Below are 14,308 nucleotides of genomic sequence, written 5' to 3'. Positions count from 1 at the left end.
GGCGAGAGGGTCTCGGGCTGCCGTTCCCCTCCAGGCTGCGGTCCGCCCTCGGCCGCAGCTTGCCGGTCCGGTGCCCCCTGGCGCCGGTCCGCTCCCGCCACCCCGGGGCGGGAGACCCGGGAGCATTGCTCCCGGTACAACTTGCTCCGCATGGGGCTGGGGAGGCGGCTTCCGCGTTGGGATCGGTGGGGTTTTGTGGCGCGAATGGTGCATGGTCTCTCTGGGTGAGTGGGACGGGTGGGGAGTTGGGCTGTGAGCGCGCAGTGGTTGTGCGCAGGAGATGTCGTTGGGACCGGGGCCGGGCGCGGTTGTCCAGGGGCCGGGGCGGCGACGGGGATCGGTCCCCGCGAAGCACTGCGTTCGGGGACCGCGCTTCTGATGCCTGGTTTCCATTTCCCGCGAGCGCGGCGGTCGGCAGTGCCGCGACGGTCCCGCCCTCGGTTTGCCCTTTCAGTCCCGTTCGGGGACCGGGGCTGGGTGACCCTAGGCGGGGTGACCTGCGCCTTTGTTGGGACTGGTCCCCGAATCTGCTGTATCCGACGGGGACCGGTCCCCGAAGCGTCTGGGGACCGGTCCCAACTTTCGACCGGGACCGGTCCCCGGTTCTTGGCGGGACCGGTCCCCGACGGAGTGTCAGGGGGACCGTCCCCGGCGGGGACCGCGAGCGGGACCGGTCCCCTGGTGAGTCCCTGCTCGGTCCCCTGAGTCGGTGGTGCACGTCCCGAACAGTCTGGGGCTTTCGGTCCCTTGTGCGGTGGGGAATGGTCCCGGGACCGTCAGTTTTGGGACCGGCGCCTGCGGTCGGGGCCGTTGAGGATGACGCGTTCGGTCATCTCGGCGAGGCGGGAGGCGATGCGGTCGCCGAGGGCGGTGCGGAGGGCGTCGGTGGGGAGGTTGGTGGTGATGAGGGTGGGGCGCATGTGCTCGTACCGGTGGTTGATGAGCCGGTAGGTGAGCTCCTCGGTCCACTCGCTGTTCTTGGCCGCGCCGAGGTCGTCCAGGAGCAGCAGCGGGCAGCGCGCCAGGGTCTGCAGGTCGCGTTCGGCGTCGTGGCCGGAGCGGGGGCGCAGGCGGGCGTACAGGTCGGCGGCGGTGACGGCCTCCCAGCGCAGCCGGACTCCGGCGGTGAGCAGGGTGCGGACGGCGCCGTACGCCTGGTGGGTCTTGCCGGTGCCGGTGGGGCCGACGATCAGCAGGGACGGGCCTTCGGCGATGCCCGGTGCGCCGCTGGGGCCGGGGCGCCCGGTGGCGGCGATCGCCTCGGTCCAGGCGGTGACCTGTGGGTGGTCACCCAGGGCGTGGCGGTATCGGGCGGGGATGCGGGCATCGGCCAGCTCCAGGGCCGTGACCGGCTCGCTCGGCGGCTCCTGCGTGCTTGCTGCCTCGGGGGCGATGCCGCGTGCGGTGAGGATGGCGCCGAGCCGCTCGGCGAGCGGGCCGATGCGGTCCGGGGCGTGGGTGAGGGTGGCGGTCACAGGTCACCCCGTAGGCGGCGGCGACGTCGGACGGATTCGTCCACGACCGGTGGACGGCGCCGGATGCGGTCGGGGCGGCGTTCATGGCCTCGTGGACGAGGCTGGGCAGGGTGCTGGGGTGCAGACCCTTGGCCCGGTGACGGTCAAGACCCGCACGTATGTGGTCGGGGGCTATGCCCTCGCCGAGGAGCTTTTTGACTTCGCCGCCGAGGTGTCCGAGCACGCCCGCAGGCGGTCGGTGGCTGCAGGCGGCGGCGTACTCGCCTATGAGGTCCTTCGCCGAGACGGTCTGGGGCGCGGGGGCGCTCGCGCCCCCCAACGGGGTAGATCCTAGATCCTGTTCCTAGGTCCTAGATCCGGACCGTGAGCACTCGTCGCGGGCTCCGTGAGGTCTCCCTGCATCGGCGATGAGGACTCATTGAACCGGTCCTGACCTGCTGATTCGTCGCTCACCGCGTCCTGCGTGACACCTCCGGGAGCCGGTGCGGAGGGCTCAGTGAGGGGTGCGTGCGTCGGCGGTGAGGGCTCACGCGGAACACCCTGATCGTGGTGGGGACAGGCAGGATGGCGCACCCCGCTGGGACGGTTGACCTTCTGGTGCTGGGCGAAGGTGACGACGTGCAGGTACCGCTTGCCGTTGGCGCCTTGGTAACGGCAGACCAGCTCGGCGGTATGGAGCTGGGCGAGGTCGTCTTCGACGCCCAGAGGGCCGTGTTCAGGGCGAAGGGACCACAACAGGCCGGCGATGACGGCAGGCTGGTCGCGGAACCGGCCGTAGTCGTCTGCCTGGGTGAGCAAGCCGAAGAACGTCCGCTCGGCGGACAGGGAGACCGCCGCGAGGGACTCCGAGTGGAACGCCTCGGGCTTGATGGTGCGGATACGGGCGATGTCGATCGACCACCTTCGTCGCAAATCGGGGCAGGGAATTCGGCGGTGCCGGGGGCATGGACAAGACAGCCACACCAGGGAGCAAAAGTCCAGAGTTGGTTCTCAAACTCTGTACTACTTCCGGGCCGGTCGGAAAACAGTAGACCCGGATCCCCGGTTGCCGAAATCGGCCCTTTGAAATCTCTGACGATCGGCGCATCGCTCACAGCAGACGGGAAAGGGTTCCCGTCGCCGGGGAACGCAAGCTACAACACATCCATGCCACCGCATTCCTTTGAAATCGGCCCCGCAGGAAAGACCGCCGCTCGGGCCATCGTGCGCGCCCGCACCGCCCGCGGCTACTCCCAGCGTCAGCTCGCCGCCCGCGTCACCGCCCTCGGCCGGCCCATGACCGCCACCGCGCTCTCCCGCATCGAACGCACGGTCCGGCGCTGCGACATCGACGACTTCGTCGCCATCGCCACCGCGCTCGGAGCCGCCCCGCACACCCTCCTCGCCAGCTCTCCGCGCGACCGGGGCCATGCGGAGCGGGCGGAAACATAGCCGACGATCGCCGGTTGGCCAAACCGGCGATGCTCCGCATCATTGAATATCCCGGCACCCCGTCGTGCCTTCTTTCAGTAATCCGCTCTTTCCATGCGAGGAACCCCTTTGCCCCGACCCCTCATAAGCCCTGCCCGAAACCCCCTCGACAACGAGGAGGCGGGGTGCTGATGAATGGCTCCAGCCGCTCGCGTGACAAAATGACCGTGGACGAACTCTGCGCCGAGCTTCAGGTCTCCCGGTCGACTTTCTATGACCGGCGATAAAAGAGCCAGGTGCCCCGCTGGGTGAAACTTCCGAACGCCATTCTGCGTATCCTCCGCAATCATCTGGAGAACTGACCCACCGATTGCGAGTGCCGCGCATGACGAACCGGTCCTTCAAGGTCCGCTCCCTCCCGTACCTCACAGAGAACCTCCTATGCCTGCCCGATCTTTGCGTGCCCCCACAGCTTCCCCGGGCGCCCTACACACGGCCTTCCTGACCGTGAAGGCCGCCGCCGACTACCTCGGCCTCTCGCCCCACACCCTCTACGTCTGGCGCCACCGTCGACAGGGACCTCCGAGCTTCCGCATGGGTCCACGAGGCCGCGTCATGTACCGACTCGAAGCCCTCGACGCCTGGGTCCGCGAGCAGGAGCAGGCCGACTCGCGCTCAAACGAGGCTCTCAACCCGCTGAACGCTCCTCGTCAGGAACGGCCCACCCGCCTCATCAGCGCTTGACGCTCCAAGCGCCGTAGAACGCCGTCTCCATCCTCGACATCAAGGAGTTCCACCTGACCGGCTACATAGAAGACCGATGGCTCAAGAAGCGCCCCAACCCGACGACCGGCAAGCGCGAACGCACGGCCATGTACGGCAAGTGCACCCGCTACCGAGTCAAGGGCATACCCGGCGTCAAGGACCGTTCCTTCGACGTACTCCAGGACGCCAAGACCTGGCTCGCCCAGGCTCAGACCGACGCACGTCGGGGCGAGTTCGTCGATACACGCGATGGAGCCATCTCTCTCAAGGACTACATCGCGACCCACTGGTGGCCCACCCAGAGTGGCGACCCGTCCACGCTCGAACGCATCGAGCAACGGGTCCGCCGGCACATCGTCCCGCACCTCGGTGCCCTGCCGCTCAATGGCGTCGGTACCGAAGTGCTGCGGAGTTGGAAGAAGCGACTCGAGAAGGACCTGGGCCCCACCTCCATCCGTCTCGTCTGGGCCACACTGTCTGGTGTTCTCCAGGCCGCTGTCGAAGACCGACGCCTCGCACGTAACCCGTGCCGTGCGAGCACAGTTCGCCCTCCGGCGGCTGCACCGGGCCGGGTCGAGGCATGGCTGCCCGAGCGCGTGCTGGCCGTACGCGCAGCTATCCCGGACCGCTACCGCGTGCTTGTCGAGATTGGCGCTGGACTCGGCTTGCGACAGGGGGAGGCATTCGGCCTGTCGATGGAGGACATCGACTTCGACTCGGAGATCGTCCATGTCCGGCGCCAGGTCAAGATGGTGCGGACGAAGCTGTGCTTCGCTCTTCCCAAGGGGCGCAAGGTCCGCGACGTGCCCCTGCCCTCAAGCGTGGCCAAGGCACTACGGCAGCACGTGGAGTTCCTCGCACCCGTGCCGGTCACCATGCCGTGGGACGATCCGCGCCCGCCGCAGACCCGGTAGAAGCCAAGCTCCGTCGGCCCAGGACGTACAACCTCCTGGTGACGGGCCGCGAGCATAAGGCGATCAATCGGAACTACTTCAACTCCTACGCCTGGAAGCCCGCCCTGGCCGAGGTCGGCGTGATCGCTGCGCTGGAGGAGAGCGCACCGGACGGATCCCGAACCTGGGAGCCCTCCCGGGAGCACGGCTATCACGCCCTGCGTCACTTCTATGCCTCCGAGCAATTGGAGGCCGGCGAGTCGGTCGTCTCCCTGGCCAGGTGGCTCGGCCACTCTGACCCCGGCTTCACGCTCCGGAAGTACGCGCACTTCCTGCCCCGCGCCGGTGCACGCGGCGGCGCAGCCATCGACGCGGTCTTCGCGTAGCCGCAAGCCGACCGGCAGTAGCTCGGTCCTGGCGCAAAGTCCCAGAGAAGTCCCAGACATGCCGCCGCACCCCTCCCTAACCCGATAAGTAGCAGGTCAGACGGGGTGTGGCGGCATCCGCACATCAAATGTCCCGGAAGATCTCGATCTGGGCGCCGATCGAGTTGAGGCGGGCCGCGAGGTCCTCGTAACCGCGGTTGATGACATAGACGTTGCGGAGGACGGAGGTGCCCTCGGCGGCCATCATGGCGAGGAGGACGACGACGGCGGGGCGCAGGGCCGGGGGGCACATCATTTCCGCGGAGCGCCAGCGGGTCGGGCCGTCCACCAGGACGCGGTGCGGGTCGAGCAGTTTGACCTGGGCGCCGAGGCGGTTGAGGTCCGTCAGGTAGATCGCGCGGTTGTCGTAGACCCAGTCGTGGATCAGGGTCTGGCCCTGGGCGCTGGCCGCGATCGCCGCGAAGAAGGGGACGTTGTCGATGTTCAGGCCCGGGAAGGGCATCGGGTGGATCTTGTCCAGCGGGGCCTGGAGTTTGGACGGGCGGACGGTCAGGTCGATCAGCCGGGTGCGGCCGTTGTCGGCGGCGTACTCCGTGCTGCGCTCGTGGTCCAGGCCCATCTCCTCCAGGACCGCGAGCTCGATCTCCAGGAACTCCACCGGCACCCGGCGGATGGTCAGTTCCGACTCGGTGACGACCGCGGCGGCCAGCAGGCTCATCGCCTCGACCGGGTCCTCGGAGGGTGCGTAGTCCACATCGCGCTCGATGTGCGCGGTGCCGTGGACGGTGAGGGTGGTGGTGCCGATGCCGTCGACCCGGACGCCCAACTCCTCCAGGAAGAAGCAGAGGTCCTGGACCATGTAGTTGGAGGAGGCGTTGCGGATGACCGTGACGCCGTCGTGCCGGGCCGCCGCCAGCAGGGCGTTCTCGGTGACGGTGTCCCCGCGCTCGGTCAGCACGATCGCGCGCTTGGGGGCGACGCTGCGGTCGACCTCGGCGAGGTACGTGCCGTCGGTCGCGGTGATCTCCAGCCCGAAGTGCCGCAGCGCCGTCATGTGCGGGTGACGGTGCGGGTGCCGAGGTCGCAGCCGCCCGCGTAGGGCAGTTTGAAGTGGTCCATGCGGTGCAGCAGCGGACCGAGGAACATGATGACGCTGCGGGTGCGGCGGGCCGCCTCCAAGTCCATGGAGTCCAGGTCGAGTTCCGCGGGCGGCACGATCTCCAGGTCGTTGCCGTCGTTGATCCAGCGGGTGCGTACGCCGATGCTGCCGAGCACCTCCAGGATGCGGTAGACCTCCTCAATACGGGCCACCCGGCGCAGAGTTGTGCGTCCGGCGTTCAGCAGGGTGGCGCAGAGCAGCGCCACACAGGCGTTCTTGCTCGTCTTCACATCGATGCTGCCGGACAGCCGGCGGCCGCCGACCACCCGCAGATGCATCGGACCGGCATAGCCGAGCGAGACGATCTCGCTGTCCAGTGCCTCGCCGATGCGGGCGATCATCTCAAGGCTGATGTTCTGGTTCCCGCGTTCGATGCGATTCACCGCACTCTGGCTGGTGCCGAGCGCCTCCGCGAGCTGCGTCTGAGTCCAGCCACGGTGTTGCCGGGCGTCACGGATGAGCTTGCCGATGCGTACGAGGTAGTCGTCTGCCATGGGCCGACCGTATCTCAGATATGAGATGGATACGCAATTGATGGTGGTTGAGTTGTTCTAGTAGTATGCGAATAAGTGGGGGTGGTGACTGAGGGTGGGTCAACGTCGGTGCGTACGCGGTGTCGTGGGCGCGTGCCGAGTGGCTCTTTTCGGCTGGTACCCCCTATGGCGCACTAAATGCCGCACAAATGCTTCGTAGCGCGTGAAAGGTGTGAAAGGTGTGAAGGGGATGAAGGGTGTGTCAGAGGTCGGGGTCGGGGTGCGGGCGCGTTCCGGGTTGGCGTCGAAAGGTCCCTGGTGGGCCTGATCGCCGCGTTCCCGTTCGTCGCCGCGCTCACGACCGTCGTGCTCGTGTACGTGGCCGTCGCCGACCGGCTGCCCGAACCGCTCGCGACCCACTTCGCCACCGGCGGCCGGGCCGACGGCTATGGCACCGCCCAGGACCTCCTGACGGTGGCTCTGGGGCTGCTCGTGGTGTCCGGTGCGGTCTTCGGTGCCCTCCTCCAGGTGCGTGCGTTCCGCCCCGCCACCCCCTGGCTGATCGCCGGCGGGTACGCCACGGCCGCGGGGGTCGGCTATCCCGGCTGCATGACCCTGTTCCTCAACGACGGTGTCGCGAAGGCCTCGGCCGTACGGCTGCCGTTGTGGCATCTGCCCGCGATGGTGGCGGTCGCCCTGGCCGCCGGTGCACTCGGCCGGCTGCTGGCCGGCGCCCCGCCCCGGCAGCCGGACCCGGCGTCCGGCGGGGCGCCCCGGCTCGATCTCCCGGCCGGCACGACCGCCGGCTGGTCACGCACCGTCAGCTCGCCCCTGGTGGTCGTCCTCGGCATCGTGCTGTTCGGGGCCGGGCTCGCCGTCGGCGTCCTCGGTGCCTGGCCGACGACCCTGATCCTCACCCTCGTGGCCGTCCTGGTCCTTCCCTTCGCCTCCGTGCGGGTGACCGTCGACCGCCGCGGCCTGACCGTCGCGTCGGCCCTGCTGCCGTCGCGCCTCCGCCTCCGCCGTGTCCCCCTCGACCGCATCAAGCAGGCCACCGGCCGGCCGATCGCCGCGCTGACGGAGTACGGCGGCTGGGGCTACCGCATCCGCCCCGGCGGCAGCGGGCTCATACTGCGCTCGGGTGACGGGATCGTGGTCACGCTGACCGGCGGCCGGACGTTCGCGGTGACCGTCGACGACGCGGCCACCGCCGCTGCCCTGCTCAATACGTACGCCGACCGCGCGCGGTCGCGGCAAGGAGGCTGAGGTGCTCTTCCAGGTCGATCCCGGCTCGTCCGTCCCGCTCGGCGACCAGATCGCGGCATCGGTCCGCGGGGCGATCGCCGACGGCACCGTCGGCGCCGGGGAGCGGCTGCCGGCCGCCCGTGAACTCGCCGGGTCGCTCGGCGTGAACGTGCACACGGTCCTGCGCGGCTACCAGCGCCTCAAGGAAGAGGGGCTGATCGAGCTCCGCCGCGGCCGCGGCGCGGTCGTCACCGGCACCACCTCGCCGGCCCGCGCCCGCCTCGGGGAGACCGCCGCCCGCCTGATCACCGAGGCCCGCCAACTCGGGCTCTCGGACGAGGAGATCGTGGGGGTGGTGCGGGTGGGGCTGAACGGGCGGTGAAGAGGGGAGGGGGCGCGGAGCCGGCCGTCCGCCCGCTGCCGTCCCCCTCCCGGTGCCGGGCCGTACGGATCACACTGCCGCCATGGAACCCACCCAGGACCGGCGTACCGACGCCCTCCTTCAGCGCTTCCGTACCGCCCTGCACACCCACCTCCCGCTCCGGGCCCTGTGGGCGCACGGGTCGCTCGCCGGGGGCGACTACCAGGAGGGCCGCAGCGACCTCGACCTGATCGCGGTCCTCGACCGTCCCCCCACCCCGGAGGACGAACGGCACATCGGTGCGCTGCACCGCGCGCTCGACGCCACCGACCCGCTCGCCCCGCATCTGCACTGCAGCTACCTGGTCGCCGACGACACCGCCGCCGACCCCGGGTGCTGCCACCTCACCTGGGCCCAGCGGGAACTGTTCCACCGCCCGGTCACCCCCGTCACCCGACGCGAACTCCACACGTTCGGCCGCGTCCTCTCCGGTGACGCCCCCGGTGCGCTGCTCCCGCCCGTGACCGATGTTGAGCTCGCCACCCATATCCGTCACGACTTGCAGGGCTACTGGCGGCCCGCCCTGGACCGCCCGGCGCGCTGGCTCCAGGACGTCTGGGTCGACCTCGGACTGCTGACCCTCGCCCGCGCCACGGTGGCCCTGCGCGACGGCACCCTCATCACCAAGGCCGAGGCGCTGACCGTCCTCGGCGAACTCGGCGCCCCGGCCGCCGTCGTCACCGACATCACCAGCCGGCGGTACGGCCCCGGCCCCCGGCCGTCCCCACGGACCCGGGTGCTCCCGGTCCCTCGCCCTGGCACCTCCGCCGCGCCGACCTCACCCGGGCCTTCCTCGGCCCGGCCATCGACCGGACCCTCGCGACGTACGGAAAGGGCCGGGAGTGAGGCGTCAACCACACCGCGAACGCGGCAAGTTGAGCCCCTGCACCGCCGGCCGGGCCCGGCGTTCCGGGGTCGGTGAAAGCGGGCAATTGCCGTGATCTAGATTGGGCCGGGTGACCACTCGCCCCTCCCGTGACGGAGCCCGACGCCGACGTCGACGCCCTCGCAGACGCCCGCGCCCATGCCGGCTTCCGGCCGGTCCCGGTCCCGCGCCCGGGTGCGGGGGATCGCGCTCGGTGCCGTGCCGCTGGTGGCGCTGCTCGCCGTGGCGGCGGTCGCGCCGCTGCCGTACTCCGTCGCGCGGCCCGGGCAGACCACGAACGTGCTGGGAACGCACGGCGGCGGGGAGGTCGTCTCCGTCAGCGGTGCCCCGGTGCGCAAGACCCGCGGCCAGCTGCGGATGGTGGCGATCCAGGCGACCGGGCCGCATGTCGACATCCACCTGGGCCAGCTGGTCGACGCCTGGTTCCGTACGGATCGTGCGGTGATGCCCAAGGATGCAATCTTTCCGCCCGGAAAGTCTGATGCGCAGGTCGCTCAGCACAACACCGCGGACATGAAGTCCTCCCAGCGGTCCGCCGTCGCCGCCGCGCTCGGGCTGCTGCGCAAGGACCCGGACCAGGTGAAGGTGAAGCTGACGCTCGACGACGTGGGCGGGCCCAGCGCCGGGCTGATGTTCTCGCTTGGCATCGTCGACAAGCTGACCGGCGACGGCAGCGGCGTCGACCTCACCGGCGGTCGCACCATCGCCGGTACGGGGACGATCGACGCCGACGGCACGGTGGGTGCGGTCGGTGGCGCGGCGCTCAAGACGCAGGCGGCGCGGCGGGACGGCGCGAGCGTCTTCCTCGTACCGAAGGAGGAGTGCGCGCAGGTGCAGCCCGCACCGGCGGGGCTGCGGCTGGTCCCCGTCACCACGCTCAAGAGTGCGGTGCAGGCCCTGCGCGCGCTGGCCCGCGGCGGCACGGTCCCGCACTGCTGAGGACGGGGCCCAAATCACCGCCGCGGCATGCCAGTTGACCTCACTCATGACCAGCCGGTGACCTCCAGGTCGTCGCCCTCGTCGAGGATGGTCAGGTCCAGGCGCCGCAGCCGTGCGAGGTCGGCCAGGATGTTGATCTCGACGATCCTTCCGTGCGCGACGGTGAAGCCCATGACGGAGAAGAGCCGGCCGTTGTGCACCGTGACCGCCCCCGGCGCGCCGTTGACCAGGGCCGGCGGGCGGAGAGCGCCAACCGGAGAACAGCAGGGCCTGTTCGACGACCGGCCGGGCCCCACGGACGAGCTTCGAGATGCCGCCGGGCGCGGCACCGGCGTCCGCCCGCAGCACCACATCCGGGTCGAGCACCGCGAGCAGCGCGTCGAAGTCGCCCCCGCGCGAGGCGGCGAGGAAGGCGTCGACCACCTCCCGCTGACGGGTGAGGTCGGTGTCCGGAGCCGGTGCGGTGCCACGGACCCGCCGGCGGGCACGGCTGGCGAGCTGCCGGGTGGCGGCCGGCGTACGGTCGACGACCGGCGCGATCTCGTCGAAGGGCATCGCGAACATGTCGTGGAGCACGAAGGCCAGCCGCTCGGCGGGGGCGAGGGTCTCCAGGACGACCAGCAGGGCGAGCCCCACCGAGTCGGCCAGCAGCGCCTCCTGCTCCGGGTCGACGCGGTCCGGGCGGCTCACGATCGGCTCGGGGACGTGCGTGTCGAGGGAGTCCTCGCGGCGCGCCTTGCGCCTCCGCAACTGGTCCAGGCAGACCCGGCCCACGATCGTGGTCAGCCATCCGCCCAGGTTCTCCACGCCGTCCACGCCGGACCGGCCGAGCCGCAGCCAGGCCTCCTGCACCGCGTCGTCCGCCTCGCTGAGCGAGCCCAGCATCCGGTAGGCCACCGCCCGCAGATGCCCCGGTTCCGCTCGAACTGCTCCGCCAGCCACTGGGCGTCGGTCATCGCTCTCCTGCCTTCCCGCCGAGGTGCGTCATGGTGATGACGTAGGGGACCGGCACGATGTGACGACCACGCGACATCGGGTGGGTCTCACGCACTGACCGGATGGCCGACAGAGCCGCGGGCGCCGCCGGTGCAGTACGCGGACGGGCTGCTGGCCGTCCTCGCCCCCGATGTCGTACGCCGGGCCGACCCCGCCGTCCTGCCGCCGCGTCCCTGGTCCGGGGTGCGCGGACGCCGGCCGGGGGCACGATGGCGCTCGCCCGCGACGCGCGGTGCGCGGCACCGGCGCTGATCGACGGAACCCTGGGCATCGTGGTGGCGCCGCACGGCCGCCTGCTCCCGGTCCGGTGGCGGGAAGGCAGCACGGGGAAGTCAGGGCATGACCGCGCCGCCGCGATGTACTAGAGTTATCTCGACATCGAGATATCTGCCGAGAGGCGTACCGCGGCCCGCACCAGTAAGGCATGCCTAACTTAGGTTCACCTTAGCGGATGGGGCGAAAACCTGTGACGGCAGGATTGCGGTGGTACGCGCGAATTCATGCATGAAGGAGACTGTCGTGTCGGCGAACAGCTTCGACGCCCGCAGCACGCTGCAGGTGGGCGACGAGTCGTACGAGATCTTCCGGCTGGACAAGGTCGAGGGCTCCGCCCGTCTGCCGTACAGCCTGAAGGTGCTGCTGGAGAACCTGCTCCGCACCGAGGACGGCGCGAACATCACCGCCGACCACATCCGGGCGCTCGGCAACTGGGACTCGCAGGCCCAGCCCAGCCAGGAGATCCAGTTCACGCCGGCCCGCGTGATCATGCAGGACTTCACCGGTGTGCCCTGTGTCGTGGACCTCGCCACCATGCGTGAGGCCGTGAAGGAGCTGGGCGGCGACCCGGCGAAGATCAACCCGCTGGCCCGGCCGAGCTGGTCATCGACCACTCCGTCATCGCGGACAAGTTCGGCACGAAGGACGCCTTCGGCCAGAACGTGGAGCTGGAGTACGGCCGCAACAAGGAGCGCTACCAGTTCCTGCGCTGGGGCCAGACCGCGTTCGACGAGTTCAAGGTCGTCCCGCCGGGCACCGGCATCGTCCACCAGGTGAACATCGAGCACCTCGCTCGTACGGTCATGGTCCGCAACGGCCAGGCCTACCCCGACACCCTGGTCGGCACCGACTCGCACACCACGATGGTCAACGGCCTGGGCGTCCTGGGCTGGGGCGTCGGCGGCATCGAGGCCGAGGCCGCGATGCTCGGTCAGCCGGTCTCCATGCTCATCCCGCGCGTCGTCGGCTTCAAGCTGACCGGTGAGCTCAAGCCCGGCACCACCGCCACCGACCTCGTCCTCACGATCACCGAGATGCTGCGCAAGCACGGCGTCGTCGGCAAGTTCGTCGAGTTCTACGGTGAGGGCGTCGCCGCCACCTCCCTCGCGAACCGCGCCACCATCGGCAACATGTCGCCGGAGTTCGGCTCGACCGCCGCGATCTTCCCGATCGACGGTGAGACGCTCAACTACCTGAAGCTGACCGGCCGTTCGGAGCAGCAGGTCGCGCTCGTCGAGGCGTACGCCAAGGAGCAGGGCCTCTGGCTCGACCCGCCGCCGAGCCCGACTTCTCCGAGAAGCTGGAGCTGGACCTCTCCACGGTCGTCCCGTCGATCGCCGGTCCGAAGCGCCCGCAGGACCGCATCGTCCTCGCGAACGCCGCCGAGCAGTTCAAGATCGACGTCCGCAACTACGTCGACTCGGTCGACGAGGCGGGCCAGGAGTCCTTCCCGGCCTCCGACGCCCCGGCCGTCGCCCCGAACGGCGCCCCGTCCAACCCGGTCACCGTGACCGCCCCCGACGGCTCGACGTACGAGATCGACCACGGCGCCGTCACCGTCGCCGCGATCACCTCCTGCACCAACACGTCGAACCCGTACGTGATGGTCGCCGCCGCACTCGTCGCGAAGAAGGCCGTCGAGAAGGGCCTGACCCGCAAGCCGTGGGTCAAGACCACCCTCGCCCCGGGCTCGAAGGTCGTCACCGACTACTTCGACAAGGCGGGCCTGACGCCGTACCTGGACAAGGTCGGCTTCAACCTCGTCGGCTACGGCTGCACCACCTGCATCGGCAACTCGGGCCCGCTGCCCGAGGAGGTCTCGAAGGCCGTCAACGACCACGACCTCGCCGTCACCTCGGTCCTCTCCGGCAACCGGAACTTCGAGGGCCGCATCAACCCCGACGTCAAGATGAACTACCTGGCGTCCCCGCCGCTGGTCGTCGCCTACGCCCTCGCGGGTTCCATGAAGGTGGACATCACGCGTGACGCGCTCGGTGTCGACCAGGACGGCAAGCCGGTCCACCTCGCGGACATCTGGCCGACCGAGGCCGAGGTCAACGACGTCGTGGCGAACGCCATCGGCGAGGACATGTTCAACAAGTCCTACTCCGACGTCTTCGCGGGCGACGCCCAGTGGCAGGCGCTGCCGATCCCGACCGGCAACACCTTCGAGTGGGACGCCGAGTCGACGTACGTCCGCAAGCCCCCGTACTTCGAGGGCATGGAGATGGAGCCGGCCCCGGTCTCCGACATCTCCGGCGCGCGCGTCCTCGCCAAGCTCGGCGACTCGGTCACCACCGACCACATCTCGCCCGCCGGTGCGATCAAGGCCGACACCCCGGCTGGCAAGTACCTCACGGAGCACGGCGTCGAGCGTCGTGACTTCAACTCCTACGGCTCGCGCCGTGGCAACCACGAGGTCATGATCCGCGGCACGTTCGCCAACATCCGCCTGCGCAACCAGATCGCGCCGGGCACCGAGGGCGGCTACACCCGCGACTTCACGCAGGCCGACGCTCCGGTGTCGTTCATCTACGACGCCTCGCGCAACTACATCGAGCAGGGCATCCCGCTCGTCGTGCTCGCGGGCAAGGAGTACGGCTCCGGTTCGTCCCGTGACTGGGCCGCCAAGGGCACCGCGCTCCTGGGCGTCAAGGCCGTCATCGCCGAGTCCTACGAGCGCATCCACCGCTCGAACCTCATCGGCATGGGCGTCCTGCCGCTGCAGTTCCCGGAGGGCGCCAGCGCCGAGGCCCTCGGCCTGACCGGCGAGGAGACCTTCTCCTTCACCGGCGTCGAGGAGCTCAACAACGGCACCACGCCGCGCACGGTCAAGGTCACCACCGACACGGGCGTCGAGTTCGACGCGGTCGTCCGCATCGACACCCCCGGTGAGGCCGACTACTACCGCAACGGCGGCATCATGCAGTACGTGCTGCGGTCGCTGATCCGGAAGTAATCCCCGGCAGCCGCACCCGGCGGCA

At 70.0% G+C, this 14,308-nt stretch carries 10 protein-coding genes and 4 pseudogenes; 10 read left to right on the top strand and 4 right to left on the bottom strand.

The genetic code is table 11. The features are described 5' to 3' along the window. Positions 1-776 precede the first annotated feature (776 nt). Both OJ254_RS30195 and OJ254_RS30190 read right to left on the bottom strand, forming a co-directional pair. Entirely contained in the window at positions 777-1,475 is a 699-nt protein-coding gene (locus OJ254_RS30195; RefSeq protein WP_265364912.1) for an ATP-binding protein, read from the bottom strand. Positions 1,476-1,482: 7 nt separating this feature from the next. Then, positions 1,483-2,363, bottom strand: a pseudogene (locus OJ254_RS30190) (hypothetical protein); the annotation flags it as partial. Between the two features lie 258 nt (positions 2,364-2,621). On the opposite strand from OJ254_RS30190, the gene OJ254_RS30185 reads away from it, so the two are divergent. From OJ254_RS30185 to OJ254_RS30170, 4 genes are all read left to right on the top strand, one after another. Then, entirely contained in the window at positions 2,622-2,906 is a 285-nt protein-coding gene (locus OJ254_RS30185; protein WP_265364911.1) for a helix-turn-helix domain-containing protein, read from the top strand. 420 nt (positions 2,907-3,326) lie between these two features. Beyond that, a complete protein-coding gene (locus OJ254_RS30180; protein WP_265364910.1) occupies positions 3,327-3,629 on the top strand; it encodes a helix-turn-helix transcriptional regulator in 303 nt (100 codons plus the stop codon). 128 nt (positions 3,630-3,757) lie between these two features. Then, positions 3,758-4,564, top strand: a complete 807-nt coding sequence (locus OJ254_RS30175) for a tyrosine-type recombinase/integrase (protein WP_265364909.1) — start codon at positions 3,758-3,760, stop codon at positions 4,562-4,564. A 38-nt stretch (positions 4,565-4,602) separates the two neighbouring features. Next, entirely contained in the window at positions 4,603-4,929 is a 327-nt protein-coding gene (locus OJ254_RS30170; RefSeq protein WP_265364908.1) for a site-specific integrase, read from the top strand. 124 nt (positions 4,930-5,053) lie between these two features. Here OJ254_RS30170 and OJ254_RS30165 read toward each other — a convergent pair. Further along, positions 5,054-6,582: pseudogene (locus OJ254_RS30165) on the bottom strand (helix-turn-helix domain-containing protein). A 297-nt stretch (positions 6,583-6,879) separates the two neighbouring features. On the opposite strand from OJ254_RS30165, the gene OJ254_RS30160 reads away from it, so the two are divergent. The 4 genes from OJ254_RS30160 to OJ254_RS30145 all read left to right on the top strand — a co-directional run bounded on the left by OJ254_RS30160 (position 6,880) and on the right by OJ254_RS30145 (position 10,052). Next, positions 6,880-7,827 (top strand): SdpI family protein, encoded by a 948-nt coding sequence (locus tag OJ254_RS30160; protein ID WP_265364907.1) that lies wholly within the window; start codon positions 6,880-6,882, stop codon positions 7,825-7,827. Position 7,828: 1 nt separating this feature from the next. Further along, positions 7,829-8,188 carry a GntR family transcriptional regulator gene (locus OJ254_RS30155; protein WP_265364906.1) on the top strand — a complete coding sequence of 120 codons (360 nt, stop codon included), beginning with the start codon at positions 7,829-7,831 and terminating at the stop codon, positions 8,186-8,188. 82 nt (positions 8,189-8,270) lie between these two features. Continuing rightward, positions 8,271-9,149, top strand: coding sequence for a nucleotidyltransferase domain-containing protein (locus OJ254_RS30150; RefSeq protein WP_265364905.1), 879 nt, complete (start codon positions 8,271-8,273; stop codon positions 9,147-9,149). Between the two features lie 102 nt (positions 9,150-9,251). After that, entirely contained in the window at positions 9,252-10,052 is an 801-nt protein-coding gene (locus OJ254_RS30145) for a S16 family serine protease (protein ID WP_265364904.1), read from the top strand. A 44-nt stretch (positions 10,053-10,096) separates the two neighbouring features. On the opposite strand, the pseudogene OJ254_RS30140 reads toward OJ254_RS30145, so the two are convergent. Next, a pseudogene (locus OJ254_RS30140) lies at positions 10,097-11,008 on the bottom strand (sigma-70 family RNA polymerase sigma factor). 249 nt (positions 11,009-11,257) lie between these two features. Here OJ254_RS30140 and OJ254_RS31290 point away from each other — a divergent pair. Continuing rightward, a complete protein-coding gene (locus tag OJ254_RS31290) occupies positions 11,258-11,413 on the top strand; it encodes a hypothetical protein (protein ID WP_341483759.1) in 156 nt (51 codons plus the stop codon). A gap of 154 nt (positions 11,414-11,567) precedes the next feature. Then, a pseudogene (gene acnA, locus OJ254_RS30130) lies at positions 11,568-14,283 on the top strand (aconitate hydratase AcnA). Positions 14,284-14,308: the final 25 nt, after the last annotated feature.

The sequence above is a fragment of the Streptomyces endophytica genome (genome assembly GCF_026153355.1).
GTDB lineage: Bacteria > Actinomycetota > Actinomycetes > Streptomycetales > Streptomycetaceae > Streptomyces > Streptomyces endophytica.
This window is presented reverse-complemented; position numbering and strand designations above follow the sequence as displayed.